The sequence below is a fragment of the Streptomyces sp. NRRL S-495 genome, from assembly GCF_000966955.1.
Taxonomy (GTDB): Bacteria; Actinomycetota; Actinomycetes; order Streptomycetales; family Streptomycetaceae; genus Kitasatospora; species Kitasatospora purpeofusca.
Genome location: NZ_JZWY01000390.1, coordinates 14,523 through 39,524 on the forward strand (window position 1 = coordinate 14,523; position 25,002 = coordinate 39,524).

Annotated in this window: 21 protein-coding genes; 13 read left to right on the forward strand and 8 right to left on the reverse strand. The window is 72.1% G+C overall.

Going from position 1 to position 25,002, the window contains the following annotated elements:
* The first annotated feature begins 16 nt into the window (after positions 1-16).
* On the forward strand, positions 17-1,117 hold the full coding sequence (rlmN, locus tag VR45_RS20725) for a 23S rRNA (adenine(2503)-C(2))-methyltransferase RlmN (RefSeq protein WP_045941285.1): 1,101 nt from the start codon (positions 17-19) through the stop codon (positions 1,115-1,117).
* A gap of 91 nt (positions 1,118-1,208) precedes the next feature.
* On the opposite strand, the gene VR45_RS20730 is transcribed toward rlmN, so the two are convergent.
* From VR45_RS20730 to VR45_RS20745, 4 genes are all read right to left on the reverse strand, one after another.
* Entirely contained in the window at positions 1,209-2,360 is a 1,152-nt protein-coding gene (locus VR45_RS20730; RefSeq protein ID WP_052709235.1) for a hypothetical protein, read from the reverse strand.
* Positions 2,361-2,373: 13 nt separating this feature from the next.
* On the reverse strand, positions 2,374-3,129 hold the full coding sequence (locus tag VR45_RS20735) for an ABC transporter ATP-binding protein (RefSeq protein WP_045941286.1): 756 nt from the start codon (positions 3,127-3,129) through the stop codon (positions 2,374-2,376).
* Between the two features lie 245 nt (positions 3,130-3,374).
* Positions 3,375-4,769 carry an aspartate aminotransferase family protein gene (locus tag VR45_RS20740; protein WP_030396760.1) on the reverse strand — a complete coding sequence of 465 codons (1,395 nt, stop codon included), beginning with the start codon at positions 4,767-4,769 and terminating at the stop codon, positions 3,375-3,377.
* Positions 4,766-5,239 carry an Lrp/AsnC family transcriptional regulator gene (locus VR45_RS20745; protein WP_030396761.1) on the reverse strand — a complete coding sequence of 158 codons (474 nt, stop codon included), beginning with the start codon at positions 5,237-5,239 and terminating at the stop codon, positions 4,766-4,768. The genes VR45_RS20740 and VR45_RS20745 overlap by 4 nt, the downstream gene beginning before the upstream one ends.
* Before the next feature lie 270 nt (positions 5,240-5,509).
* Here VR45_RS20745 and VR45_RS20750 point away from each other — a divergent pair, with 270 nt between their 5' ends.
* The 3 genes from VR45_RS20750 (at position 5,510) to VR45_RS20760 (ending at position 9,801) form a co-directional block, all read left to right on the forward strand.
* The gene (locus VR45_RS20750; protein ID WP_045941287.1) at positions 5,510-6,985 is read left to right on the forward strand and encodes a gamma-aminobutyraldehyde dehydrogenase; all 1,476 of its coding nucleotides are present in this window, start codon (positions 5,510-5,512) and stop codon (positions 6,983-6,985) included.
* A gap of 171 nt (positions 6,986-7,156) precedes the next feature.
* Positions 7,157-8,515: an aspartate aminotransferase family protein gene (locus VR45_RS20755; protein ID WP_045941288.1), complete on the forward strand. Its 1,359-nt coding sequence runs from the start codon at positions 7,157-7,159 to the stop codon at positions 8,513-8,515.
* A 68-nt stretch (positions 8,516-8,583) separates the two neighbouring features.
* Complete coding sequence (locus VR45_RS20760) at positions 8,584-9,801, forward strand: spermidine/putrescine ABC transporter substrate-binding protein (protein WP_045941289.1); 1,218 nt, start codon at positions 8,584-8,586, stop codon at positions 9,799-9,801.
* 76 nt (positions 9,802-9,877) lie between these two features.
* On the opposite strand, the gene VR45_RS20765 is transcribed toward VR45_RS20760, so the two are convergent.
* Entirely contained in the window at positions 9,878-11,527 is a 1,650-nt protein-coding gene (locus VR45_RS20765; protein WP_043468744.1) for a PucR family transcriptional regulator, read from the reverse strand.
* 328 nt (positions 11,528-11,855) lie between these two features.
* Here VR45_RS20765 and VR45_RS20770 point away from each other — a divergent pair, with 328 nt between their 5' ends.
* From VR45_RS20770 to VR45_RS20810, 9 genes are all read left to right on the forward strand, one after another.
* The gene (locus VR45_RS20770; RefSeq protein WP_045941290.1) at positions 11,856-13,367 is read left to right on the forward strand and encodes a gamma-aminobutyraldehyde dehydrogenase; all 1,512 of its coding nucleotides are present in this window, start codon (positions 11,856-11,858) and stop codon (positions 13,365-13,367) included.
* Positions 13,368-13,421: 54 nt separating this feature from the next.
* Positions 13,422-14,678 carry a spermidine/putrescine ABC transporter substrate-binding protein gene (locus VR45_RS20775; RefSeq protein ID WP_045941291.1) on the forward strand — a complete coding sequence of 419 codons (1,257 nt, stop codon included), beginning with the start codon at positions 13,422-13,424 and terminating at the stop codon, positions 14,676-14,678.
* A gap of 38 nt (positions 14,679-14,716) precedes the next feature.
* Positions 14,717-15,859, forward strand: a complete 1,143-nt coding sequence (locus VR45_RS20780; protein WP_045941292.1) for an ABC transporter ATP-binding protein — start codon at positions 14,717-14,719, stop codon at positions 15,857-15,859.
* Positions 15,856-16,797, forward strand: coding sequence for an ABC transporter permease (locus tag VR45_RS20785; protein ID WP_045941293.1), 942 nt, complete (start codon positions 15,856-15,858; stop codon positions 16,795-16,797). The genes VR45_RS20780 and VR45_RS20785 overlap by 4 nt, the downstream gene beginning before the upstream one ends.
* Positions 16,797-17,600 carry an ABC transporter permease gene (locus tag VR45_RS20790; RefSeq protein WP_045941294.1) on the forward strand — a complete coding sequence of 268 codons (804 nt, stop codon included), beginning with the start codon at positions 16,797-16,799 and terminating at the stop codon, positions 17,598-17,600. Before VR45_RS20785 ends, VR45_RS20790 begins: the two co-directional genes overlap by 1 nt.
* Before the next feature lie 81 nt (positions 17,601-17,681).
* Positions 17,682-19,076: an FAD-dependent oxidoreductase gene (locus VR45_RS20795; RefSeq protein WP_045941295.1), complete on the forward strand. Its 1,395-nt coding sequence runs from the start codon at positions 17,682-17,684 to the stop codon at positions 19,074-19,076.
* Positions 19,077-19,319: 243 nt separating this feature from the next.
* On the forward strand, positions 19,320-19,751 hold the full coding sequence (locus tag VR45_RS20800) for a hypothetical protein (protein WP_045941296.1): 432 nt from the start codon (positions 19,320-19,322) through the stop codon (positions 19,749-19,751).
* 91 nt (positions 19,752-19,842) lie between these two features.
* A complete protein-coding gene (locus VR45_RS20805) occupies positions 19,843-20,694 on the forward strand; it encodes a hypothetical protein (protein WP_045941297.1) in 852 nt (283 codons plus the stop codon).
* A 172-nt stretch (positions 20,695-20,866) separates the two neighbouring features.
* Entirely contained in the window at positions 20,867-22,390 is a 1,524-nt protein-coding gene (locus tag VR45_RS20810) for a CoA-acylating methylmalonate-semialdehyde dehydrogenase (protein WP_045941298.1), read from the forward strand.
* Positions 22,391-22,468: 78 nt separating this feature from the next.
* Here the strand turns inward: VR45_RS20810 and VR45_RS20815 are convergent, their stop codons facing one another.
* From VR45_RS20815 to VR45_RS20825, 3 genes are read right to left on the reverse strand one after another with little or no spacing between them, the layout of a single operon-like run.
* A complete protein-coding gene (locus VR45_RS20815) occupies positions 22,469-23,113 on the reverse strand; it encodes a TetR/AcrR family transcriptional regulator (protein WP_045941299.1) in 645 nt (214 codons plus the stop codon).
* Positions 23,114-23,165: 52 nt separating this feature from the next.
* On the reverse strand, positions 23,166-23,927 hold the full coding sequence (locus VR45_RS20820) for a DUF4166 domain-containing protein (protein WP_353612707.1): 762 nt from the start codon (positions 23,925-23,927) through the stop codon (positions 23,166-23,168).
* The gene (locus tag VR45_RS20825) at positions 23,924-24,763 is read right to left on the reverse strand and encodes a hypothetical protein (protein ID WP_045941300.1); all 840 of its coding nucleotides are present in this window, start codon (positions 24,761-24,763) and stop codon (positions 23,924-23,926) included. Before VR45_RS20825 ends, VR45_RS20820 begins: the two co-directional genes overlap by 4 nt.
* Between the last annotated feature and the right edge of the window lie 239 nt (positions 24,764-25,002).

A 25,002-nucleotide genomic window follows, 5' to 3' on the forward strand; every position in this document is an offset into this window, starting at 1 on the left:
CGACACTGGATGAACCATGCCTAAGCCCGGAGAACTCACCTTTGTCGCGCCGCGCGGCGCCAAGCCCCCGCGACACCTCGCCGACCTGAGCCCCGCCGAGCGCAAGGAGGCCGTCGCCGAGCTGGGCGAGCAGCCGTTCCGCGCGAAGCAGCTCTCCAACCACTACTTCGGCCGGATGTCGAACGACCCGGCGAGCTGGACGGACATCCCCGCCGCCAGCCGGGAGAAGCTCACCGAGGGCCTGCTGCCCGAGCTGATGTCGGTGCTGCGGCACGTGTCCTGCGACGACGACACCACCCGCAAGACGCTGTGGAAGCTGTTCGACGGCACGCTCGTCGAGTCGGTGCTGATGCGCTACCCGGACCGGGTCACCATGTGCATCAGCTCCCAGGCGGGCTGCGGCATGAACTGCCCGTTCTGCGCCACCGGCCAGGCCGGGCTGACCCGCAACCTGTCGACGGCCGAGATCGTCGAGCAGATCGCCGCCGGGATGCGCTCGCTCCGCAGCGGGGAGATCCCCGGTGGCGAGGCCCGGCTGTCCAACGTGGTGTTCATGGGCATGGGCGAGCCGCTGGCCAACTACAAGCGGGTGCTGGCCTCGATCCGCCGGCTGACCGACCCGGCGCCGGACGGCTTCGGCCTGTCCCAGCGCGGCATCACGGTCTCGACCGTCGGCCTGGTCCCGGCGATGTACCGGTTCGCCGACGAGGGGCTCAGCTGCCGCCTGGCGCTGTCGCTGCACGCTCCGGACGACGAGCTCCGCGACGAGCTGGTGCCGGTCAACACCCGCTGGAAGGTCGCCGAGGTGCTGGACGCGGCGTGGAACTACGCCGAGAAGTCCGGCCGCCGGATCTCCATCGAGTACGCGCTGATCAAGGACATCAACGACCAGGCGTGGCGGGCGGACCTGCTCGGCCGGCTGATCAAGAACCACCGGGTGCACGTCAACCTGATCCCGCTGAACCCCACCCCGGGATCCAAGTGGACGGCCTCGCGACCCGAGGACGAGCGGGAGTTCGTCCGGCGGCTCCAGTCGCACGGCGTGCCGACGACCGTCCGCGACACCCGCGGCCAGGAGATCGACGGCGCCTGCGGCCAGCTCGCGGCGGCGGGCTGAGCGGCCGAGCGTCCGACCGACCCCGCAAGCCGAACGCCCCCGTCCGGTGACCCGCCCCCTCAGGGCCGGGCCACCGGACGGGGGCGTTTTGTCAGCGCAGTCCGGCGGCGGCCAGGGCCGCGGTCGCCCCGCCGGTGACCAGCAGGACCGTGCCGGTCATCAGGGTCCGCAGCACCACGGCGCCGAACAGCAGCCGGGGCGCCGCCCCGAGCCGCAGCAGCGCCTCGGCGACACCCCGGCGGGCGGTGCGCAGCTCGGCCAGCCGGACCACCACCGCCCCGGCCGCGCAGCCCAGCACCAGCCCGGCCTCGATCGCGGGCAGGACATCGGCGCTGCCGGGCTCGCCCAGCCAGTAGCGGATGGTGGTGAGCACCGCCGCGAGCGCCAGGGTGAGGACGGCCAGCGGTGCCCCGAGCCGGCGGGCCTGGGCGGTGAGGCCCCGGCCGGCGAGCAGTCGCAGCGGGGTGGCCCGCCCGAGCGCCAGCAGCCGACCGGCCCAGCCGAGCAGCGGGCCGGTGAGCAGGGCGAGGCCGACGGCGGAGGCGAGCCACCCGCCCAGCGCGGCGGTGCTGGTGCTGCCGAGTCCGGCCGGCAGGTGGATCGGGCGGCCGTCGGCGGCGGCGCCTGGGCGCAGCGCGATCAGCTCCAGGGCGAGGCCGATGACAGCGAGGCCGATCGGCAGCGCGATCCGCCACGGGCCGAAGCCGGTCGGTTCGGTGCCGGAGCGGCCGGGCAGGGTCTCGGTCGGCCGGACGGCCCCGGCGGCGGCGAGTCCGGCGGTCAGCGGCACGAGGGCGAGCAGGGTGACCGGTGCGGCGGCGGGGAGGGCGACGCCCATGCCCAGTTCGTCGGCGAGGGTCGGTCCGGCGATGTCGTTGCGCAGGACCAGGAAGAGCAGCAGGGTGAGTCCGGCGCCGGCCCCGCAGGCGAGCGCGACCTCGCCGGCGATCAGCGCGCGGATCCGGCCGGCCCCGGCGCCGGCGGTGGTGAGCCCGGTGATCCGGTCGGCCCGCCGGGCGGGTACGGCGCGGGCGGCGACGGCCGCGAACCAGGCGACCGCGGCCAGCGGGGGCAGGCACCAGAGCAGCCGGACGAGCGCGTCGTGGCCGTCGGCGGGGCCGCTCATCGCCCGGCCGAGGGCGCGCAGCAGGAAGGCGGCGACGACCGCGCCGGCCAGGGCGGTCAGCAGCCAGCGGCCGAGGTCGTGGACCCGGTAGCCCCGGGCCAGGCGGAGATAGAACACGGCGTCGACTCTTTCAGCGGCCGGCGGCCGGGACGGCGGTGGCCCCGGCCGTGCCGGGGGCGGCGATGCCGCGCGGCACGGGCGTGGCGGGGCCGGTCAGGCGGCCGTCGAGGAGGGCGACGGCGCGGTCCGCGTACCGGACGAGCTCGGGATCGTGGGTGGCCAGCACGAGGGTGAGCTGGTGGGAGCGGGCCGCGCTGGTCAGTATCCGCAGGACCTGCTCGGCGGTCTCGCGGTGCAGCGGGGCGGTGGGGTCGTCGGCGAAGACGACCGGCGGGAGCGGTGCGAGGGCCCGGGCGACGGCGATCCGCTGGCGCTGGCCCTGGACCAGCCGTTCCGGCCGGACCTTGGCGAGGTCGCCGATGTCCAGGCGCTCCAGCCACTCGTCCGCGGCCGTGTAGGCGGCCTTGCCGCCGGCGCCGGCCAGCAGCAGCGGCAGGGCGACGTTCTCCCGGGCGGTCAGTTCGGGTACCAGGTGCGGCTCGGAGCCGACGAAGCCGAAGCGGTCGCGGCGCAGCCGTTCGCGGCCGGCCCGGCCGAGGGTGTGCACGGGGGAGCTGTTGAACCAGACCTCGCCCTCGTCCACCGGGAGCAGGGCGGAGAGGCAGCCGAGCAGGGTGCTCTTGCCGGAGCCGCGCGGGCCGGTGACGGCGAGGACCTCGCCCTCCCGGATCCCGAGCGAGACGCCGCGCAGCGCGGGGGTGCCCTGATGGGACTTGACGATCCCCCGGGCCCACAGCACGTCGTTGTCAGGAGGGGCCGCTGACATGAGGTTCCATCCTGGGTGGCCGCAGGGATATGACAGTCGTCAGATTAGAACGATCGGGCCTGGGCGCGGTTGCGGCACACTGGCCCATCCGGGGCAAATCATCCGTAATCAGGCGTGTTTGATCGACGGACCGATGACGGAACGGCTGGGAACCGCCGTCCGGGGTGCCGCGGGGAACGCCGCAGGGCGGCCCCGCCGAAGCGGGACCGCCCTGTGGCGGAGGGTGGGGAGGAAAGTCCGAGGGGTCAGATCTTCGCCCACGCGTCGGTGAGGCTGGTCCGCAGGATCTGCTCGATCTCGTCGAAGGTCGACTGGTCGGAGATCAGCGGCGGCGCCAGCTGGATGACCGGGTCGCCACGGTCGTCGGCGCGGCAGTACAGGCCGTTCTCGAAGAGCGCCTTCGACAGGAAGCCGTAGAGCACGCGCTCGACCTCGTCGTCGTTGAACGACTCCTTGGTGACCTTGTCCTTCACGAGCTCGATGCCGTAGAAGTACCCGTTGCCGCGGACGTCGCCGACGATCGGCAGGTCGCGCAGCTTGTCCAGGGTGCCCAGGAACTTCGACTCGTTGTCGAGGACGTGCTGGTTCAGGCCCTCGCGCTCGAAGATGTCGAGGTTGGCCAGCGCCACCGCGGAGGAGACCGGGTGGCCGCCGAAGGTGTAGCCGTGCAGGAAGGTGTTGTCACCCTTGTAGAACGGCTCGGCGAGGCGGTCCGAGATGATCGTGGCGCCGATCGGGGAGTAGCCCGAGGTCATGCCCTTGGCGCAGGTGATCATGTCGGGCTGGTAGCCGAACTTGTCGGCGCCGAACATGGTGCCGAGGCGGCCGAAGGCGCAGATGACCTCATCCGAGACCAGCAGCACGTCGTGGCGGTCGCAGATCTCGCGCAGGCGCTGGAAGTACCCGGGCGGCGGCGGGAAGCAGCCACCGGCGTTCTGCACCGGCTCGACGAAGACGGCCGCGACGGTGTCGGCGCCCTCGTTGAGGATCGCGACCTCGATCTCGTCGGCGCACCAGCGGCCGTACGCCTCGGGGTCGACCGTGCCGTCGGGGCCGGCCAGGAAGGCCGGGGCGCGGTAGATGTTGGTGTTCGGGGCCTTGTGGGTGCCCGGCACCAGCGGCTCGAACGGGGCCTTCAGGCCCGGCAGGCCGGTGATCGACAGGGCGCCCTGCGGGGTGCCGTGGTAGGCGACGGCCCGCGAGATGACCTTGTACTTGGTCGGCTTGCCGGTCAGCTTGAAGTACTGCTTGGCAAGCTTCCAGGCGGTCTCGACGGCCTCGCCGCCACCGGTGGAGAAGAAGACCTTGTTCAGGTCGCCCGGGGCGTAGTTGGCCAGGCGCTCGGCCAGCTCGACGGCCTTCGGGTGGGCGTAGCTCCACACCGGGAAGAAGGCGAGCTCCTTGGCCTGCTTGGCAGCGGCCTCGGCGAGCTCCTCACGGCCGTGGCCGGCCTGGACGACGAACAGGCCGGCGAGGCCGTCGAGGTACTTGCGTCCCTTGTCGTCCCAGACGTAGGTGCCCTCGCCCTTGACGATCGTCGGCACGGGGGAGTTCTCGTACGACGACATGCGGGTGAAGTGCATCCACAGGTGGTCGTAGGCGGTCTTGGAAAGGTCCTTCTGCGCCGGGTCGGCTGTCATCGGGTGCCCCAGGTGTAGGTCTGTTTCCGGAGCTTCAGGTAAACGAAGCTCTCGGTGCTCCGCACGCCGGGAAGCGCGCGGATGCGCTTGTTGATCATTTCGAGCAGGTGCTCGTCGTCCTCGCAGACCAGTTCGGCCAGGAGGTCGAACGAGCCGGCGGTGCAGACGACGTAGTCGACCTCGTCGAGGGCGGCCAGCGCGTCGGCGACGGGATCGATGTCTCCTTCGACACGGATTCCGACCATCGCCTGGCGGGTGAAGCCGACGGTGAGCGGGTCCGTGACGGCGACGATCTGCATCACGCCCTGGTCGAGCAGCTTCTGGACGCGCTGTCGCACAGCCGCCTCGGACAGGCCGACGGCCTTGCCGATGGCGGCGTACGGGCGGCGCCCGTCCTCCTGGAGCTGCTCGATGATCGCCTTGGAGGCGGCGTCGAGGGGAACGCTGGCGTTCCGGTCGCGGTTGGCCACGCCGCCACTGTGCCCGATCGGCCTCGTGTTCGCAAGCGCGGCAGCTGCTGATTTCGTCGAGATCTTGGAAAACGCATACGGATTTCATCGTTGATGCGCGGTCGGCCTGTCGATAACGGCAGTCGTGCGGCTACCCTGGCTACGGTACGCGCGCGGCTCCGCTGTGCCGCGCGCATTCCGCCAACCAGTGGACCGCGGCGCGACCGGCGCGGCCACTCGGCGCCCCCCGCCGGCCCCGGCGGCCGACGTACCATGGCGCCGGATTCTGCAATGCCGCAGGCCGAGACCGAGGAGACATCCGTGAGCGACCTTCGCACGCTGCGCAACTACATCAACGGTGAGTTCGTCGATGCGGCCGACGGCCGCACGCTCGACATCGTCGACCCCACGACCGGCGAGGTCTACGCGACGTCCCCGCTGTCCGGCGCCTCCGACGTCGACGCCGCCATGGACGCCGCGGCGGCCGCGTTCCCGGCCTGGCGGGACTCGACCCCGAGCACCCGGCAGAAGCTGCTGCTGAAGATCGCGGACGCGGTCGAGGCCCGTGCCGACGAGATCGTCGACGCCGAGGTCCGCAACACCGGCAAGCCGCGCGGGCTGACCCTCTCCGAGGAGATCGGTCCGATGGTGGACCAGATCCGCTTCTTCGCCGGCGCCGCCCGCCTGCTGGAGGGCAAGTCCGCCGGTGAGTACATGGACGGCATGACCTCGATCGTCCGCCGCGAGCCGGTCGGCGTCTGCGCCCAGGTGGCGCCGTGGAACTACCCGATGATGATGGCCGTCTGGAAGTTCGCCCCGGCCATCGCCGCCGGCAACACCGTGGTGCTGAAGCCCTCCGACACCACCCCGGCCTCCACCGTGCTGCTGGCCGAGATCATCGGCGGCATCCTCAAGGACCTGGAGCTCCCGGCCGGCGTCTTCAACGTGATCTGCGGCGACCGTGAGACCGGCCGTCTGATGGTCGAGCACCGGACCCCGGCGATGGCCTCCATCACCGGCTCGGTGCGCGCCGGCATCCAGGTCGCCGAGTCGGCCTCCAAGGACGTCAAGCGCGTCCACCTGGAGCTGGGCGGCAAGGCCCCGGTCGTGGTCTTCGAGGACGCCGACATCGCCGAGGCCGTCGAGGGCATCTCGGTGGCGGGCTTCTTCAACGCCGGCCAGGACTGTACCGCCGCCACCCGCGTGCTGGTGCACGAGTCGATCCACGACGCCTTCGTCGAGGCGCTGGCCAAGGCCGCCGCCGAGACCAAGACCGGCGGCGTGGACGACGAGGACGTGCTCTACGGCCCGCTGAACAACGCCAACCAGCTGAAGCAGGTCTCCGGGTTCATCGAGCGCCTGCCGGCGCACGCCAAGGTCGAGGCCGGCGGCCACCGGGTCGGCGACAAGGGCTACTTCTACGCCCCGACCGTCGTCTCCGGCCTGAAGCAGGACGACGAGATCATCCAGAACGAGGTCTTCGGCCCGGTCATCACCGTGCAGAGGTTCTCCGACGAGGAGCAGGCCGTCGGCTACGCCAACGGCGTCGAGTTCGCGCTGGCCTCCTCGGTGTGGACCAAGGACCACGCCCGCGCCATGCGGATGTCCCGCCGCCTGGACTTCGGCTGCGTCTGGATCAACACCCACATCCCGCTGGTCGCCGAGATGCCGCACGGTGGCTTCAAGAAGTCCGGCTACGGCAAGGACCTCTCCTCCTACGGCTTCGAGGACTACACCCGCGTCAAGCACGTGATGACCGCCATCTGAGCGAGCACCGCCACCGGAACACGGTCCGACCGGACGACGATCGTGTGATCCGACCATGGGCCCGGGTCCCCGCGACCCGGGCCCTGTGCCTTTGCACCCTGTCGGCCGTTGCGGCGACCGGCTGACAGGATGGCTCTCCACTTCGGTACGGCGAGTCCCTAGCCTTGCCGCATGAGCATCCCCACCGCCGACTCGGCCGCCGGCCAGGCCGTCAAGGCCGCCGACCGCGCGCACGTCTTCCACTCGTGGTCCGCCCAGGCGCTGATCGACCCCCTCGCGGTGGCCGGCGCCGAGGGCTCGTACTTCTGGGACTACGACGGCAACCGCTACCTGGACTTCTCCTCCCAGCTGGTCAACACCAACATCGGGCACCAGCACCCGAAGGTGGTCGCGGCCATCCAGGAGCAGGCGGCGAAGCTCTGCACCATCGCCCCCGGCTTCGCGGTGGAGGCGCGCAGCGAGGCCGCCCGGCTGATCGCCGAGCGCACCCCCGGCGACCTGGACAAGATCTTCTTCACCAACGGCGGCGCCGAGGCCAACGAGAACGCCATCCGGATGGCCCGGCTGCACACCGGCCGGCAGAAGGTGCTCTCCACCTACCGCTCGTACCACGGCGCCACCGCCAACGCGATCGCCCTCACCGGCGACCCGCGCCGCTGGGCCAGCGAGACCGGTGTCTCCGGCATCGTGCACTTCTGGGGCCCGTACGCCTACCGCACCAACTTCCACGCCGAGAACGAGGCGCAGGAGTGCGAGCGCGCGCTGGCCCACCTGGAGCAGGTCATCGCCTTCGAGGGTCCCGGCACCGTCGCGGCCGTCATCCTGGAGACCGTGGTCGGCACCGCCGGCATCCTGATCCCGCCGCCCGGCTACCTGGCCGGCGTCCGGGAGATCTGCGACCGCTACGGCATCGTCTTCATCCTCGACGAGGTGATGGCCGGCTTCGGCCGCACCGGCGAGTGGTTCGCCGCCGACCACTGGGGCGTCACCCCGGACCTGCTGACCTTCGCCAAGGGCGTCAACTCGGGCTACGTCCCGCTCGGCGGCGTGGCGATCAGCGCGGAGATCGCCGCCACCTTCGCGGAGCGGCCGTTCCCCGGCGGGCTCACCTACTCCGGCCACCCGCTGGCCTGCGCCTCGGCCGTCGCCACCATCAACACCATGGCGGAGGAGGGCATCGTCGAGAACGCCAAGCACATCGGCGAGACCGTGCTCGGCCCCGGCCTGCGCGAGCTGGCGGAGCGCCACCCGTCCATCGGCGAGGTGCGCGGGCTCGGCGTCTTCTGGGCGCTCGACCTGGTGAAGGACCGCGCCACCCGCGAGCCGCTGGTGCCGTACAACGCGGCCGGCGCCGCCAACGCGCCGATCGCCGAGCTGGCCGCCGCGTGCAAGCAGCGCGGGCTCTGGCCGTTCGTCAACATGAACCGCTTCCACGTCGTTCCGCCGTGCACGGTGACGGAGGAGGAGGCGAAGGCCGGTCTCGCCGTCCTCGACGAGGTGCTGTCGCTGGCCGACGCGCACACCGTCTGACTCTCACCGACAGGACGGCCCCGGGCGCCCGCGCGTCCGGGGCCGTCTCCCGCTCCGGAGGCTCCACCATGCCCAGCACCACCCCGACCCGCCGCCCGACCGGCCTCCACAGTCCGACCCGTCGCCGTCCGAGCCGCCGCCGGGTGCTCGGCGCCGGTGCCGGACTGTTCGGGGCCGCCGCCCTGACCGGCTGCGGCATCCCGTCCGCCTACGTGGACGAGGACCGCCGCTCCGCCCCCGACCGCTCGGAGAGCGAGCAGCGGCTGGGCTTCTCCAACTGGACCCAGTACATCGACGTCGACGACGACGGCGGGCGCCCGACCCTGGACGCCTTCACCGAGCGGACCGGCATCAAGGTCACCTACACCGAGGACATCAACGACAACGACGAGTTCTTCGGCAAGATGGGCCCGGTGCTCACCCAGGGCACCGACCCGGGCCGCGACCTGATGGTGGTCAGCGACTGGATGGCCGGCCGGTACGTCTCGCTCGGCTGGGTGCAGGCCATGGACCGGGCCAACCTGCCCAATGTCACGGCGCAGCTGGACCCGCAGCTCGCCGACCCGGCCTTCGACCCCGGGCGCCGGCGCAGCGTGCCCTGGCAGTCCGGGATCACCGGCATCGCGTACAACCGCAAGGAGCTCGGCCGGGAGATCAAGTCCGTCGCCGACCTCTGGGCGCCCGACCTGAAGGGCCGGGTCACCCTGTTCGCCGGGCTGGACGAGGCGCTCGGCCTGCTGATGCTCGCCCAGGGCGCCGACATCTCGGCCTTCACCGAGGACCAGGCCCGGCAGGCGATGGACCTGGTGCAGCGGATGGTCGACAGCCGGCATGTGCGCCGGTTCACCGGCAACGACTACACCAGCGACCTGGCCTCCGGCGCGGCGCTGGCCTGCCAGGCGTACTCCGGCGACGCCGTGCAGCTCACCGCCGAGAACCCGGACATCGCGTTCGTGGTGCCCGAGGAGGGCGGCGAGCTGTGGGCGGAGAGCCTGCTGATCCCCAACCGGGCCGGGCACAAGCGCAACGCCGAGCTGCTGATCGACCACTACTACCAGCCCGAGGTGGCCGCCGAGCTGGCGGCCGCGGTGCAGTACATCTGCCCCGTTCCGGCCGCCCGCGAGGTGCTGGCGGCCAGCGGGGACCGGGAGAAGGCGGAGCTGGCGGAGCACCCGCTGCTCTTCCCGACCGAGGAGATGCGGGCCCGGCTGCACACCATGCGCGACGTCGGCTCCGCCGAGCGGCCTGGGCTGCACAAGGTCTGGACCCGGATCACCGGCGTCTAGGGCTTTCCCTCCGGGGTCTCCGCCCCTGCCCCCGCCCCCGCGTCGGGGCGTCGGGGCGTCGGGGCGGAGACCGGGGTCAGCGGCGGACGGCGTCCAGCGCGAGCAGGGCGACGTGCAGCGAGAGGCAGGACTCGACCTGGTCGAGGTCGACCCCGAGGATCCGCTCGACCTTGTGCAGCCGGTCGTAGAAGGACGGCCGGGACAGGTGCGCGGCGTCCGCCGCCGCGGACTTGTTCCGCCCCTGCTCCAGGTAGATCCGCAGCATCTGCACCAGCTGGCCGTTGTGCTCGGCGTCGAAGGCGAGCAGCGGCCCCAGCTCCCGTTCCACGTAGGTCTGCAGCCGGGCGTCGTCCCGCAGCAGGTGCAGCAGTCCGCGCAGCCGCACGTCGGGCAGCCGGTAGTAGGACGCGGCCCGGCCGCCGGGCGCGTCGTGCAGCGCCGCGTCGGCGACCTGGGTGGCCTCCAGCAGGGTGCGCCGGGCGTCGCGGACCGAGCCGACCGAGGAGCCGACCGCGACCACCGGTTCCGGCGCGGCGGCGTCCCGGGCCGCCTCGGCGGCCAGCCGGCGCAGCGCCGCGGCGAAGGCGTCCAGCGCGGCGTGCTCGTCCTGCTGCGGGCCGAGTGTGATCAGCACGCCGACGCCCTCGTCGTCCAGGGCTCCGACCAGGGCGGACAGCCGGCAGGCGCGGACGGCGCTGGCCGCGAGTTCGGTGAAGTCACGCAGCCGGGCCTGCGCCTCCAGCGCGGCCGGGATCGGGCCGCGCCGCTGCCGCAGCACCGCGCCGACCAGCCGCCGGCCCTCCAGCGGGACACCGAGCGCCTGGGCGCGCAGGGCCACCTCGGAGACGGTCAGCGCATGGGTGAGGATCCCGGAGAGCAGCGTGCGGTGGGTCTGCCGCTCCAGGCTCTCCCGGTCGCGGACCACCAGCCGGTTGAGGGCCAGGGCGGAGGCGCCGCGCTCCAGCAGCATGGTGAAGGGGTGCGGGCCGCCCTCCGGCTGCGGACCGGGCTCCTGCATCAGCACCAGCCGCCCCCAGTCCTGGCCGCGGGCGCCCACCGCGGTGACCAGCCAGCCGCTGCGCGGGTCGTACCCGGTGCGCCCGGGCGGGCGGACCCCGCGCGAGCGGCGCTCCCAGTCCTCCAGCAGCTCGGCCTCGGGCCGGCCGGCGGACTCGTGGGTGAGCACCTGGTGGGCGAGGTTCTCCAGGACGACCGGGGCTCCCGCTATCCGGGACACCTGGCGGACCACCTCGGCCGGTTCGGCGCCCTCCACGACCAGCTCGTTGAACACCTGGTGGATCGCCTCGGAGGTGCGCAGCTGCTCCAGCTGGGCGTTGACCACCAGGGCGTGCACGGCCTCGGTGACGGAGACGAAGCGCAGTTCGCGGCGGAGCGCGATCAGCGGCAGTCCGCGCTGCTCGGCGGCATGCACCAGGGCGCGCGGCAGGCTGTCGAAGTAGCGCCGGCCGTACTCGATGACCAGTCCGGCCACGCCGATGTCGGCGAGCTCGCGCACGTACCTCGCCAGGCCCTCGCGGTCCTCGGGCAGGGCGATGCCGGTGCTCAGCACCAGCTCGCCGCCCTGCAGCATGCCGGCGACGTCGGGCAGCTCGCTGACGTGGACCCAGCGGACCGGGCGTTCCAGGTGGTCGGCTCCGGCCACCACCTGCGGGAGGCCGCGGCGCATCACCTCCAGGTCGAGCACACGGGCGACGGTGGGGAGCATCGCGGGGGCCTCCAGGGTTCAGAGTGTCAGGGAAATCATCCATCGCGGCGACGACCTGTTGCCCTGCCCGAAGCCTTGCACCTTGTAAGGCGCTTTCCGTCGAGGTTGTCGCAGTGGTCCTTGTCACGCCCCGGCGCCAGCAGGCATGGTCAGCGGGTCGACCGTGACGGATCCGGCCCTGTGGCCGGAACCCGGCGCCACGAGCGCGACGACCGGCCTGCCGGCCACGCCCTGTCCGCCCCCCTTGCCCGCCCCCCACGGCGGCGCCGGCGGGACGGCCGGGGACCGTCGTCCGGACGGTCGCACCACCGGAACCTGGAGGAACCAGATGGACCTGACCGACTTCGGCGCGGGCGCGCAGTACATCGCGGGCCGGCAGAGCCGGGGGAGCGGCGACGCCTTCCAGGTCGTCAACCCGGCCGACGGCAGCGTCGTCGAGGAGTTCTCCCTGGCCTCCACCGGACAGGTCGACGAGGCCGTGGCCGCCGCCCGGGCCGCGCTGCCGGAGTGGGCCGGCGCCACCCCCGGCGCCCGCTCCGAGGCACTCACCCGGCTCGCCGCCGTCCTCACCGACGCGGCCGCCGACCTCGCCCGGGTGGAGACCGCGCAGACCGGCAAGCCGATCAAGCTCTCCACCGAGTTCGACGTCCCCGGCACCATCGACAACACGTCCTTCTTCGCCGGGGCCGCCCGCAACCTGGAGGGCAAGGCGGCCGGCGAGTACTCCGGCGACCACACCTCGTACGTGCGGCGCGAGGCGATCGGCGTGGTCGGTTCGATCTCGCCCTGGAACTACCCGCTCCAGATGGCCGCCTGGAAGGTCCTCCCGGCGATCGCGGCCGGCAACACCATCGTCCTCAAGCCGGCCGAGCTGACCCCGCTGACCTCGCTGATGTTCGCCCGGGCCTGCACCCTGGCCGGCATCCCGGACGGCGTGGTCAACGTCGTCACCGGCGCGGGCCGGGTCGCGGGCGAGCACCTGGTGTCGCACCCGGACGTCGCGATGGTCTCCTTCACCGGCTCCACCCCGGTCGGCAAGCGGGTCGCCGAACTCGCCACCGCGACCGTCAAGCGCACCCACCTGGAGCTCGGCGGCAAGGCCCCGTTCGTGGTCTTCGACGACGCCGACCTCGACGCCGCGGTGCACGGCGCCGTCGCCGCCTCCCTGATCAACAGCGGCCAGGACTGCACGGCCGCCACCCGCGCCTACGTCCAGCGCCCGCTCTACGACGCGTTCGTGGCCGGCGTGGCCGAGCTGTACGAGGGGATCCGGCTGGGCGACCCGCTGGACCCGCGCACCGACCTCGGCCCGCTGGTCTCCTTCACCCACCGCGACCGGGTGGCCGGCTTCGTCGAGCGCGCCCGCGGCTACGCGACCGTGGTCACCGGCGGCGCCGCCCCCGCGAAGGGCCACGACGGCACCGACCTCACCCGCGGCGCCTACTACCGCCCCACCCTGATCACCGGCGCCGCCCAGGACAGCGAGGTCGTCCAGGGCGAGATCTTCGGCCCGGTGCTGGTGGTCCTGCCCTTCGACGGCGACGACGAGGGCCTGCGGCTGGCCAACGACACCCCCTACGGCCTGGCCGCCTCCGCCTGGACCGGCAACGTCCACCGCTCGCTGCGGGCCACCCGCGAGCTGGCGGCCGGCTGCGTCTGGGTCAACGACCACATTCCGATCATCAGCGAGATGCCGCACGGCGGCTACAAGTCCTCCGGCTACGGCAAGGACATGTCGCAGTACTCGCTGGACGAGTACACCCAGGTCAAGCACGTCATGTTCGACACCACCGCGGTCGCCCGCAAGGACTGGCACCGCACCGTCTTCGGAGACAGATAACCCGGACCGGGGTGCCCCCCCACACCCCCCTTCGCCCCCCAGGAGGCCCGTCCCATGGCGTTCAACGAGCTCACCGAAGGACTGTCGGAACCGGTCCGCAAGGCCTGGGAACGCAGTCTGACCAGTGGCCGGGCCGCTCTCGGCCGGCGCGCCGTGCTGCGCGCCGCCGCCCTCACCGCCGGCGCGGCCGGCCTCGCCGCCTGCGGCATCCCGCCCGCCGGGAACACCGGCGGGACGGGAGACTCCACCGCGAACGCCGCCAAGGACCTCTCGGACAGCGAGAAGGAGGTGAACTTCTCCAACTGGCCGCTCTACGTCGACACCGACGAGAACGACAAGGAGAAGCACGGCACCCTGGAGGCCTTCACCGCCGCCACCGGCATCAAGGTCAAGTACACCGAGGACGTCAACGACAACGTCGAGTTCTTCGGCAAGGTCAAGCCGCAGCTCGCCGCCGGCCAGGACACCGGCCGCGACCTGATGGTGCTCACCGACTGGATGGCCGCCCGGCTGATCCGCCTCGGCTGGGCGCAGAAGCTCAACCCGGCCAACGTCACCACCGCCATCACCACCGTCGAGTCCCGCTTCCGGGCCCCCGACTGGGACCCGGGCCGGCTGTACAGCTACCCGTGGGCCGGCATCCAGGTGGTCATCGCCTACAACCGCAGGGCCACCAAGGGGAAGGAGGTCACCAGTGTCGCCCAGCTGCTGGAGGACCCCGACCTCAAGGGCCGGGTGACCTTCCTCTCCGAGATGCGCGACAGCATCGGCATCACCCTGCTGGACATGGGCAAGGACCCGGCGAAGTTCACCGCCGACGACTACGCCGCCGCGGTCGCCCGGCTGCAGAAGGCGGTCGACAACAAGCAGATCCGCCGCTTCACCGGCAACGACTACGGCCAGGAGCTGTCCTCCGGGGACATCGCCGCCTGCGTCGCCTGGGGCGGCGACCTGATCCAGCTGCAGGCGGACAACCCGGACATCGAGTTCGTCATCCCCGAGAAGGGCTTCGTGACCAGCACCGACAACCTGCTGGTCCCGGCCAGGGCCCAGCACAAGACGAACGCCGAGAAGTTGATCGACTTCTACTATCAGCCGAAGATCGCGGCGCAGCTGACCGCAGGCATCGGCTTCGTCTCCGCCGTCACCGGGGTGAAGGAGGAACTGGCCGCCATCGCCCCGGAGAGCGCGGCCAACCCGCTGGTCGTCCCCACCCCCGAGATGGCGGCCAAGGCGCACGTCTTCCGGACCCTCACCGAGACCGAGGAGAGCGACTTCGAGGAGAAGTTCTCCAAGCTCATCGGCGCCTGACCCCCACTGACGGCAGCGAACCCAGAGAGACACCATCCATGACAGAGCAGCAGAGCCCCGCGGCCGTCGGCGGCGACGTCCGGCTCACCGGCATCGGCAAGACCTACGGCTCCTTCACCGCTGTCCACCCGCTGGACCTGACCGTCCCCCAGGGCTCCTTCTTCGCCCTGCTCGGCGCCTCCGGCTGCGGCAAGACCACCACCCTGCGGATGATCGCCGGTCTGGAGGAGCCCACCAGCGGCACCGTCCTGATCGGCGGCCAGGACGTCACCCGCCTGCCCCCCTACAAGCGGCCGGTGAACACCGTCTTCCAGAGCTACGCGCTCTTCCCGCACCTCGACATATTCGAGAACGTCGCCTTCGGCCTGCGCCGGCGCGGCCGCAAGGACGTCAAGAAGCAGGTCGAGGACATGCTCGAACTCGTCGAGCTCGGCCAGTACGCCCGGCGCAAGCCGCACCAGCTCTCCGGCGGCCAGCAGCAGCGCGTCGCCGTCGCCCGCGCGCTGATCAACCACCCGCAGGTGCTGCTCCTCGACGAGCCGCTCGGCGCCCTCGACCTCAAGCTCCGCCGCCAGATGCAGCTGGAGCTCAAGCGGATCCAGACCGAGGTCGGCATCACCTTCGTGCACGTCACCCACGACCAGGAGGAGGCCATGACCATGGCCGACACCATCGCGGTGATGAACGGCGGCCGGGTCGAGCAGCTCGGCGCGCCCGCCGAGCTCTACGAGAACCCCGCCACCACCTTCGTGGCCAACTTCCTCGGCCAGTCCAACCTGCTGCCCGCCGATGTCACCGGCGGCGCCGGCGAGGACCTGCTGCTCACCGCCGCCGGCGCCCGGCTCACCGTGCCCCGGGCCCGCTGCGCCACCGAGGCCAAGCGGGTCCACCTCGGCGTCCGCCCGGAGAAGATCACCATCGAGCACGGCTCCGCCGAGGTCGCCGAGGGCCGCAACCGGCTGGCCGGCACCGTCGTCGACTCCAGCTTCATCGGCGTCTCCACCCAGTACCTGGTGCGCACCGACGGCGGCCAGGAGGTCACCGTCTTCGAGCAGAACATGGAGCGCGACGCCCGGGTCGTCCCCGGCGCCCCGGTCGTCCTGCACTGGAACCCGGCGCACTCCTTCGCCCTCGACGCCGCGCAGGCGATCGACGCGGGCACCGGGGAGGCGGCGGCATGACCACCCTCACCCCGGCGGCGCCGCCGCAGGCCGTACCCCCCGACGGCGGCGCCCCGGCGCCGGCCCCGAAGGCGAAGCGCCGGCTCACCCCGTACTGGCTGCTGCTGCCCGGCGTCGCCTGGCTGGCCGTCTTCTTCGCGGTGCCGATGCTCTACCAGGGCTCCACCTCGCTGCAGACCGGCTCGCTGGAGGACGGCTTCCGCGTCACCTGGCACCTCGCCACGTACTGGGACGCCCTGGTCGAGTACAAGTGGCACTTCGTCCGCTCGTTCGGCTACGCCGCGACCGCCACCCTGTTCTGCCTCGCCATCGGCTACCCGCTCGCCTACACGATCGCCTTCAAGGCGAGCAAGCGCTGGCGCAGCGTGCTGCTGATCCTGGTCATCGCGCCGTTCTTCACCAGCTTCCTGATCCGCACGCTGGCCTGGAAGACCATCCTCTCGGACGGCGGCCCGGTGGTCGGCGTGCTCAACACCCTGCACGTCCTGGACGTCACCAGCGCGATCGGCCTCACCTCCGGCGACCGCGTGCTGGCCACCCCGCTCGCCGTGGTCTGCGGCCTCACCTACAACTTCCTGCCGTTCATGATCCTGCCGCTGTACACCTCGCTGGAACGGATCGACCCGCGCCTGCACGAGGCCGCCGGGGACCTCTACGCCCGCCCGTTCACCACCTTCCGCAAGGTCACCTTCCCGATCTCGCTCCCCGGTGTGGTCGCGGGCACCCTGCTCACCTTCATCCCGGCCTCCGGCGACTACATCAACGCCCAGCTGCTGGGCTCGCCGAGCGAGCAGATGGTCGGCAACGGCATCCAGAAGCAGTTCCTGAACGTGCTCGACTACCCCACGGCCGCCGCGCTCAGCTTCATCCTGATGGCCCTGATCCTGGGCATGGTGACGGTCTACATGCGCAAGGCCGGGACGGAGGAACTGGTCTGATGTCCCGATTCTTCGGATGGATCCGCGCACACCTGGTGGTGCTGGCGGGCCTGCTGGCCCTCGCCTACCTGGTGCTGCCCAACCTGGTGGTCCTCGCCTTCTCGTTCAACAAGCCGGTCGGCAAGTTCAACTACGAGTGGAACGAGTTCTCCACCGACGCCTGGACCGACCCCTGCGGCGTCGCCGACATGTGCCAGTCGCTCTCGCTGAGCCTCCAGGTCGCGGTGCTCGCCACCGTCGGCGCCACCGTCCTGGGCACCATGGTCGCCTTCGCGCTGGCCCGCTACCGCTTCCGCGGCCGCTCCGCCACCACCGCGATGATCTTCCTGCCGATGGCCATGCCCGAGGTGGTCATGGCCGCCTCGCTCGGCACGCTCTTCCTCAACATGCGCATCCCGTTCGGCTTCACCACCATCCTCATCGCGCACATCATGTTCTGCCTGAGCTTCGTGGTGACGGCGGTCAAGGCGCGCGTGATGAGCATGGACCCGAGGCTCGAACAGGCCGCCCAGGACCTCTACGCCACCCCGGTCCAGACCTTCCTGCGGGTCACCCTGCCCCTCGCCGCCCCCGGCATCGCGGCCGGCGCGCTGCTCAGCTTCGCGCTCTCCTTCGACGACTTCATCATCACCCAGTTCAACTCGGGCCCGACCACGGTCACCTTCCCGATGTTCGTCTGGGGCGCCTCGCAGCGCGGCATCCCGGTCCAGGTGAACGTCATCGGCACCGCGATGTTCATCGCCGCCGTCGGGCTCACTGTGGGTGGACAGTGGCTCGGGAACCGCCGGAAGGCCACCGCCTGACCGCCCCGGCCGCCTTCCCGGCGTACCGTCGGGAAGGCGGCCGATCATCACCATCAATGTGCAGAAAGTGGCTGATAATGCATGGACTCCGCCCGCGCGCTCAGTGACGCCAGGCCCACCCCCTTCTGGCTCGAGGACCCGGGTCGGCCGACGGCGCAGCCCGCTCTGGTCGGCGACGCCCACTGCGACCTCCTGGTCGTCGGCGGCGGCTACTCCGGCCTCTGGACCGCCCTCGTCGCCAAGGAGCGCGACCCCTCCCTGGACGTCGTCCTGGTCGAGGGCCAGGAAGTGGGCTGGGCCGCGTCCGGGCGCAACGGCGGATTCTGCGCGGCCAGCCTGACCCACGGCTTCGGCAACGGCCTGCAGCGCTGGCCCGCCGAGCTCGGCCGGCTGGAGCGCCTCGGCGCCGACAACCTCGACGGCATCGAGGCCACCCTCACCCGCTACGGCATCGACGCCGAGTGGGAGCGCACCGGCGAGATCGACATCGCCACCCAGCCGCACCAGCTCGACGAACTCCACGAGGTCGCCGAGGCCGTCGCCCAGTACGGCCTCGACGTCACCGTGCTCGACCGTGACGAGCTGCGCGCCCAGGTCGACTCGCCGACCTTCCTCGGCGGGATCTGGGACAAGGAGGGCGTGGCCATGGTCCACCCCGCCAAGCTGGCCTGGGGCCTCAAGCAGGCCTGCCTCGGCCTGGGCGTGCGGATCTTCGAGCACACCCCGGCCGAAGCCCTGCGCGAGCACGGCGCCGGCATGGCCGTCCGCACCCCCTACGGCCGGATCTTCGCCGGCAAGGTAGCGCTCGGCACCAACGCCTTCCCCTCCCTGGTCAAGCGCGTCCGTCCGTTCATCGTCCCGGTGTACGACTACGCGCTGATGACCGAGCCGCTCAGCGACGAGCAGCTGGCCGCGATCGGCTGGAAGGGCCGCCAGGGCCTCAGCGACAGCGCCAACAAGTTCCACTACTTCCGGCTCTCCGCGGACAACCGGATCCTCTGGGGCGGGTACGACGCCGTCTACCACTTCGGCGGGCACCTCCGGCACGAGTACGACCAGCGGCCGGAGACCTTCCGCACCCTGGCCCGGAACTTCTTCACCTGCTTCCCGCAGCTGGAGGGCGTCCGCTTCACCAACGCGTGGGGCGGGGCGATCGACACCTGCAGCAGGTTCTCCGCGTTCTTCGACACCGCCTACCGGGGCCGGGTTGCCTACGCCGCCGGCTACACCGGCCTCGGCGTCGGCGCCACCCGGTTCGGCGCCGAGGTCATGCTCGACCTGCTCTCGGGCGAGCGCACCGAGCGCACCGAACTGGAGATGGTCCGGCGCAAGCCGCTGCCCTTCCCGCCGGAGCCCGTCCGCTGGGCCGGCATCGGGATCACCACCCGCTCGCTGGAGCGCGCCGACCGCACCGGCGGGGAGCGCAACCTGTGGCTGCGCACCCTCGACAAGCTGGGGCTCGGCTTCGACAGCTGACCGGGGCGCGGGAAGGACCCGTGCGGATCCGGGCGGATCCGGGCCGGACCCGTGCACCGGACTTGTGCACTGGTCCCGTGAACCGGACCCGAGTACCGGACCCGTGAACCGGACCCGTGAACCGGACCCGAGTACCGGACCCGTGTAAGAGAGACCCGCCGTTCGCCTCTCGATGGTGACGGCGGGTCTCCGCATGCCCCGCCGCGCCATCGCACACACCGACGCGCAGAGCGGGGACAGCACATGGAGACCACGGCACTCGACTGGCTGGCCCAGGCCGCACCGGACCCGCAGGCCTTCCGGGCCCAGTGGGAACGCTCCGGCCTCGGCCTGGTCCTGCTCCCGGCCGGTCGGCACTGGGACGTCCTCTCGGTGCCCGGCCGGCTCGGCCGCCCGGTTGTCGAACTCCTCGGCACCGGCTCCTGCGGACCGGTCCTGGCCGACTTCGGCGAGGAGCACATCGGCTTCCTGGTGCCCGTCGGCACCGCCGCCCGCTGGATCGGCACCGGTGTGCGCTGCGCCGGGGAGGGCACCTGGATCGTCGTCCCCCACCCCGAGCGGCGGGGCCGGGGCGTGCGCTGGCTCGTCCCACCCGACGGGTCCGGACGGCTCAACGACCCCGTGCTCCTGGAACTCGCCCTGCACGAGGCGGCGGCCGGGCTCGGCGACTGGTGACCGGAGCGGCCCGGCCGCCCTGCCGTCCTCCCGGCCGGCCCTCTCCTCCCGGCCGGGCGCGCCGGAGGGGGCGGCGCGCCAGACTGGAGGGGTGACCACAGCCCCGGACGCCGTCGACCCCGCCCTCCACCCGGGCCCGGCCCAGCTGCGCCTTCTCGACCTGGCCCGGCCCGTGTGCGAGCGGTACGGCCTCGCCCTCGCGGGTGGGCACGCCCTGCGCGCGCACGGCGTCCCGGCCTGCGACCAGGACGGGATCACCCTGGTGGCCACCGGGACCGCCGACCTGCCCCGGGTCGCCGCGGAGCTGGCGCAGGCCTACCGGACGGTGGGCGGCGTGGTCGTGGAGCGTCCCGGCACGCCCCGGCTGGAACAGCTCTCGGTCCGGCTCACCCTGGGCGGGCGGGCGCACACCGTCGAACTGCGCAAGGAACCGCTGGGCCACCGTCCGGTCCTCCTCGGCCTCGGCGGCCCTGATCCCGACGGCGCTGGTCCCGACGGTGCGCCCGGTGCCCCGCTCGTGGTGGGCACGGTCGCGCTGGAGGACGCCGCCGCCCTCACCACCGCGCTGCTCGTCGACCGGGCCCTGCCCCGGGACCTGATCGACGTCCACGCGCTCACCGCCTGCTACCGGGAGGGCGAACTGCTCGCGCTGGCCACCGGGCTGGACGCCGAGTTCCAGCCCACCGCGCTCGCCGACCGGCTGGAGACCCTGGCCGAGGCCGCCGACGGGCGGTTCCGGGCCCGCGGCCTGCCCGGCGGGGAGGTCCACGCGCTGAAGCGGTGGGCGCTGGCCTGGGCCCAGGACCTCAGGCTGGACCTCCTGGAGACCCAGGAGGCCGCGGACGGCCTGCACGACCCGTACCTGGAGGACGTGGAGGCCCGGGAGGACCTGGTGGACCCGGAGGACCGGGCACTCGGAGCGGCTCGGCAGTACGACCTGTAAGGCTGAATCCTCAATCCCCGTCAGCCTGTTCGTTGAGGCCGCCCCGACTCCCCAGCAGACTGGACGAGTGAGCGCGGTAGCCCCGTGACCTCGCCGCCCCCGTCCCGTGCGGGCGGCGTCACACAAGGGACCGGTGGCGCAAGGCCGCCCGGACTTCGGAGGCAGACGGACCTTGAGCAAGCACATCACCCACTGGATCGGCGGCCGCCCGGTCGCCACCGCCGGTGCCGCGCCCCGTCGCGGTGACATCTTCGACCCGGCCACCGGCCAGGTCACGGGCCACGTCGACTTCGCGGACGTCGCGGACGTCGACCAGGCGGTGGCCGCCGCCGCCTCGGCCTTCACCGAGTGGCGCACCGCCTCGATCGCCAAGCGCACCACGGTGCTCTTCGCCTTCCGTGAGCTGCTCAACGCCCGCAAGGACGAGCTGGCGTCGATCATCGTCGCCGAGCACGGCAAGGTGCACTCGGACGCGCTCGGCGAGATCGCCCGCGGCCTCGAGGTCGTCGAGTACGCCTGCGGCATTCCGCAGCTGCTCAAGGGCGGCTTCACCGAGCAGGCCTCCACCGGCATCGATGTCTACTCGATCCGCCAGCCGCTCGGCCCGGTCGCGATCATCTCGCCGTTCAACTTCCCGGCCATGGTGCCGATGTGGTTCTTCCCGATCGCCGTCGCGGCCGGCAACACCGTGGTACTCAAGCCGTCCGAGAAGGACCCGTCCGCCGCCAACTTCCTGGCCGAGCTGTGGAAGGAGGCCGGTCTGCCGGACGGCGTCTTCAACGTCGTGCACGGTGACAAGGTCGCGGTGGACCGGCTGCTGGAGCACCCCGACATCAAGTCGGTCAGCTTCGTGGGCTCCACCCCGATCGCCCGGTACGTCTACGAGACCGGTACCCGCTACGGCAAGCGCGTCCAGGCCCTCGGCGGCGCCAAGAACCACATGCTGGTCCTGCCGGACGCCGACCTCGACCTGAGCGCCGACGCCGCCGTCAACGCCGGCTTCGGCGCGGCCGGCGAGCGCTGCATGGCGGTCTCCGTCCTGGTCGCGGTCGACCCGATCGGCGACGAGCTGGTCGAGAAGATCAAGCAGCGGATCGCCACCCTCACCGTCGGCCCCGGCTGCAACGGCGAGTCCGAGATGGGCCCGCTGGTCACCGGCCAGCACCGGGACAAGGTCACCTCCTACGTGGAGTCCGGCCTCGCCGACGGCGCCGAGCTGGCCGTCGACGGCCGCAAGCACGAGATCACCGCCGAGGACCGCAACGGCTCGCCGACCGCGGACGGCTTCTGGCTCGGCCCCACCCTGTTCGACCACGTCAAGCCCGGCATGTCCGTCTACAACGACGAGATCTTCGGCCCGGTCCTGTCGGTCGTGCGCGTCGACTCCTACGAGGAGGGCCTGGCCCTCATCAACGCGAACCCGTACGGCAACGGCACCGCCATCTTCACCAACGACGGCGGCGCGGCCCGGCGCTTCCAGTACGAGGTCGAGGTCGGCATGGTCGGCATCAACGTGCCGATCCCGGTTCCGGTCGCCTACTACTCCTTCGGCGGCTGGAAGGCCTCGCTGTTCGGCGACGCCCACGCCTACGGCCAGGACGGCGTCCAGTTCTTCACCCGCGGCAAGGCGGTCACCCAGCGCTGGCTGGACCCCTCGCACGGCGGCATCAACCTGGGCTTCCCGACCAACAGCTGACCGCCCCGCGCTGAACGCCGAACGGCCGGACCCCTCTCCCCGGGGTCCGGCCGTTCGGCGTCCGTGCTGTCGTGCCGGCTACTCGGACGCGCCGCCCCGGCCGACCTCGCGGCGCACCTTGGCCCGGACCGCCCGCGACACCACCGGGCCGAGCCCGTCCACCACCTCGACCAGCGCGCCCAGCCGGTCCAGCGCCGCGAACGCCCCGGCCGCACCCTGCGGGTCCACCCCGTCGTACAGCTCCAGTCCGACGAAGGCCGCGGCCACCGCTCGTGCCAGACCCGGCAGATCGAGGAACTCGCCGAGCGGGTGCCCCGTGTACAGCCGCTCCAGCACCCGCTGGAGCTCGTCCGTCCACAACTGCAGCGCGGCGGCCGTCGCCTCCGCGAGCCGGGGCTGGCCCGTCGATCCGGCCAGGAACTGCCCGAGCAGCGCGACGTTCCCCGCGGCCCGTTCCTCCTGGTGCAGGCGTTGCCCCAGGCTCAGCAGTTCGCGCAGTGAGTCCGCCGCATCGAGGGCCGGCCGGTACCGGTCCAGCCGTAGCCCGGTCTCGCGGAGCACGGCTGCGGCGAGCAGCCCCTCCACCGTCTTGAAGTGGTAGAACACCAGCGCCTGATTGGCACCGATCTCCCCGGCGATGGTGCGGGCCGAGACCCCCGAGATCCCCTGCCGCTTGAGCGCGCTGATGGCAGCCTCCATCAGCCGCTCGCGTGTGTCGCTCATGCGTGGCAGCGTAGCGGCCCGGCCCCGACGCCCGGGCGGCGGTTCCGAACGCTCACGTGCGGACGGATTCCCGCAGCGGGCGGACGTGCTTCGGAATCCCCTCCGGGCCGACCTGCGGATATTCCGTGGTGAACCACCCCTGGTAGCCCATGACCAGACCCACCAGCGGATTGGTCACCCGGACCTGGATGCGGCACCGACCGGCGTCCTCGTCGAACCACTCGTGCAGATCCGCCCGGCCGGTCAGCGCCCCCGGCCAGCGCGGCGATCCGGGGAAGCCGGTGACCCGCTGCTCGCCGGAGGAGATCACCAGCCCGCCGCGCGGGGTGACCCGCAGGTGGAGGTCGACGGCGAGGTGCTGGTGCGTCCCCAGAAAGTCGACGACCGTCCCCGGCTGCTGCGGAGCGGCCACCATGGTCGCATCGAAGCGGCGGGGCCGGGTGAACTGGAACGTCCGGACGAAGGTGACCGTCTCCCGGCCGAAGCCGTCCCGGTAGGCGTAGTTGGCGATGGTGAACGGCACATCGTGGCCCTGCTCAGGAAAGAGGATGTTCTGCCGGCTCCCGAGCCGGAGGAACGGGGTGAGCCACCGGGCCCCCTGCCTGACGCGCTCCATCCGGCCGGTGCCGATGCAGGCGATGCCGTCCTCGGAGGAGAAGCCGAAGCGCCGTTGCAGCTCGGGGTGCAGCCGGTCGAAGTCGGTCCCCAGGGCCTCACGGAAGATCGACCGTCCGGCGCGGGGCGCTCCGTTGGTGGGGCTGATTGTTGCCGAGAGGACGGGGGCGGCTGTGCGGGGTGCTTCGGTGAGGGTCACGGCTTCTCCAGAGTGGTGAGCAGGCGTGGCGGGCGCGCGCTGCGCCCCGGGGCGGTTCCGGCGGGATTGTTCTCGCTGGCGTTGTTCCTGCCGGGGCGCTTCCTGTTCGGCCGCCTGGCACAGCGCCGGGCAGCCGGGGTGAGGGAGGAGGGCGGGACCGACGCGCAGAGAAGGAGAGCTGCCCCGGCGACGAGCACCCCCGCGGCCACCCCGGTCCGACCGGCCGCCAGGAAGGCGGCGGCCAGAACAACACCGAGCCGCACGCTGCTCTCGGCCGCAGCATGCAGGAGGGAGCGCTCCGGGGTGATCCCGCGTTCGGCCCAGAGCCGCAGCCGGTCGAACGACCAGGCGGTGAGCCATCCGACGAAAGGCCGCACGAACCAGCGGTCCAGCCGGGCACCACCGGGCCACTGCCAGCTCCGGTAGTCGTAGCCCGTGACGAAGAGGACGCCCTCACCCGTCGGCGGATCGGCCGGCGTGTAGCGCCAGTAGCCGGCGCCCTCCTGAAGCGGTGAGAACGCGTTGTCGGAGCGGAACCGCAGTGCGCTGGTGCGCGACCCGTCGGACCGCTGCCGTTCGGCGGTGGTCACCCCCGTACCCCTGAGCGCGGGTCCGCCCGGCCACCCGAGCAGGTAGCGAAACCGCACCACGGGAGGAGGTCCCGTCTCGGTGCTGTGCTCCGGCGCAGCAGCTGCGTACCGGATCCGGGTGAAGCGCGCGTCCCAGCGTTGGTGCTCGTGCGGTGTCTGGGTGAGGTTCCAGACCAGATCCATCGGCGCACTGATCCGCGCCTCGACGTAGATCGGCCGCCCGGCCGACCGCCTGGTAGCAGGCATGGGTGTCCCCCTGAGCGAGAGTTTGAGCGAGTGCTCAACTTCCGATGGCCGCCATGATGGCAGAGTTTTGAGCGATTGCTCAAGAATGTGGGCGACAGCAGGCCCTGACGACGATGATCGGCAGGGTGGGGAGGGCGGTAGCGGCGACGGGCCGTTTGCATCGCCGGGCAGACGGGCGTAGTGTTCACTGGTCGCTCGGCAGGGAGCACCGGACACGCATCGGCGCGGACGGTCCCGGG

Excerpts from the sequence above, each read along its gene's own strand:
- rlmN (WP_045941285.1), top strand. The coding sequence starts at position 17 with ATGCCTAAGCCCGGAGAACTCACCTTTGTCGCGCCGCGCGGCGCCAAG.
- VR45_RS20735 (WP_045941286.1), bottom strand. The coding sequence starts at position 3,129 with ATGTCAGCGGCCCCTCCTGACAACGACGTGCTGTGGGCCCGGGGGATC.
- VR45_RS20740 (WP_030396760.1), bottom strand. The coding sequence starts at position 4,769 with ATGACAGCCGACCCGGCGCAGAAGGACCTTTCCAAGACCGCCTACGAC.
- VR45_RS20750 (WP_045941287.1), top strand. The coding sequence starts at position 5,510 with ATGCCGCAGGCCGAGACCGAGGAGACATCCGTGAGCGACCTTCGCACG.
- VR45_RS20755 (WP_045941288.1), top strand. The coding sequence starts at position 7,157 with ATGAGCATCCCCACCGCCGACTCGGCCGCCGGCCAGGCCGTCAAGGCC.
- VR45_RS20760 (WP_045941289.1), top strand. The coding sequence starts at position 8,584 with ATGCCCAGCACCACCCCGACCCGCCGCCCGACCGGCCTCCACAGTCCG.
- VR45_RS20765 (WP_043468744.1), bottom strand. The coding sequence starts at position 11,527 with ATGCTCCCCACCGTCGCCCGTGTGCTCGACCTGGAGGTGATGCGCCGC.
- VR45_RS20770 (WP_045941290.1), top strand. The coding sequence starts at position 11,856 with ATGGACCTGACCGACTTCGGCGCGGGCGCGCAGTACATCGCGGGCCGG.
- VR45_RS20775 (WP_045941291.1), top strand. The coding sequence starts at position 13,422 with ATGGCGTTCAACGAGCTCACCGAAGGACTGTCGGAACCGGTCCGCAAG.
- VR45_RS20780 (WP_045941292.1), top strand. The coding sequence starts at position 14,717 with ATGACAGAGCAGCAGAGCCCCGCGGCCGTCGGCGGCGACGTCCGGCTC.
- VR45_RS20785 (WP_045941293.1), top strand. The coding sequence starts at position 15,856 with ATGACCACCCTCACCCCGGCGGCGCCGCCGCAGGCCGTACCCCCCGAC.
- VR45_RS20790 (WP_045941294.1), top strand. The coding sequence starts at position 16,797 with ATGTCCCGATTCTTCGGATGGATCCGCGCACACCTGGTGGTGCTGGCG.
- VR45_RS20795 (WP_045941295.1), top strand. The coding sequence starts at position 17,682 with ATGGACTCCGCCCGCGCGCTCAGTGACGCCAGGCCCACCCCCTTCTGG.
- VR45_RS20800 (WP_045941296.1), top strand. The coding sequence starts at position 19,320 with ATGGAGACCACGGCACTCGACTGGCTGGCCCAGGCCGCACCGGACCCG.
- VR45_RS20815 (WP_045941299.1), bottom strand. The coding sequence starts at position 23,113 with ATGAGCGACACACGCGAGCGGCTGATGGAGGCTGCCATCAGCGCGCTC.
- VR45_RS20825 (WP_045941300.1), bottom strand. The coding sequence starts at position 24,763 with ATGCCTGCTACCAGGCGGTCGGCCGGGCGGCCGATCTACGTCGAGGCG.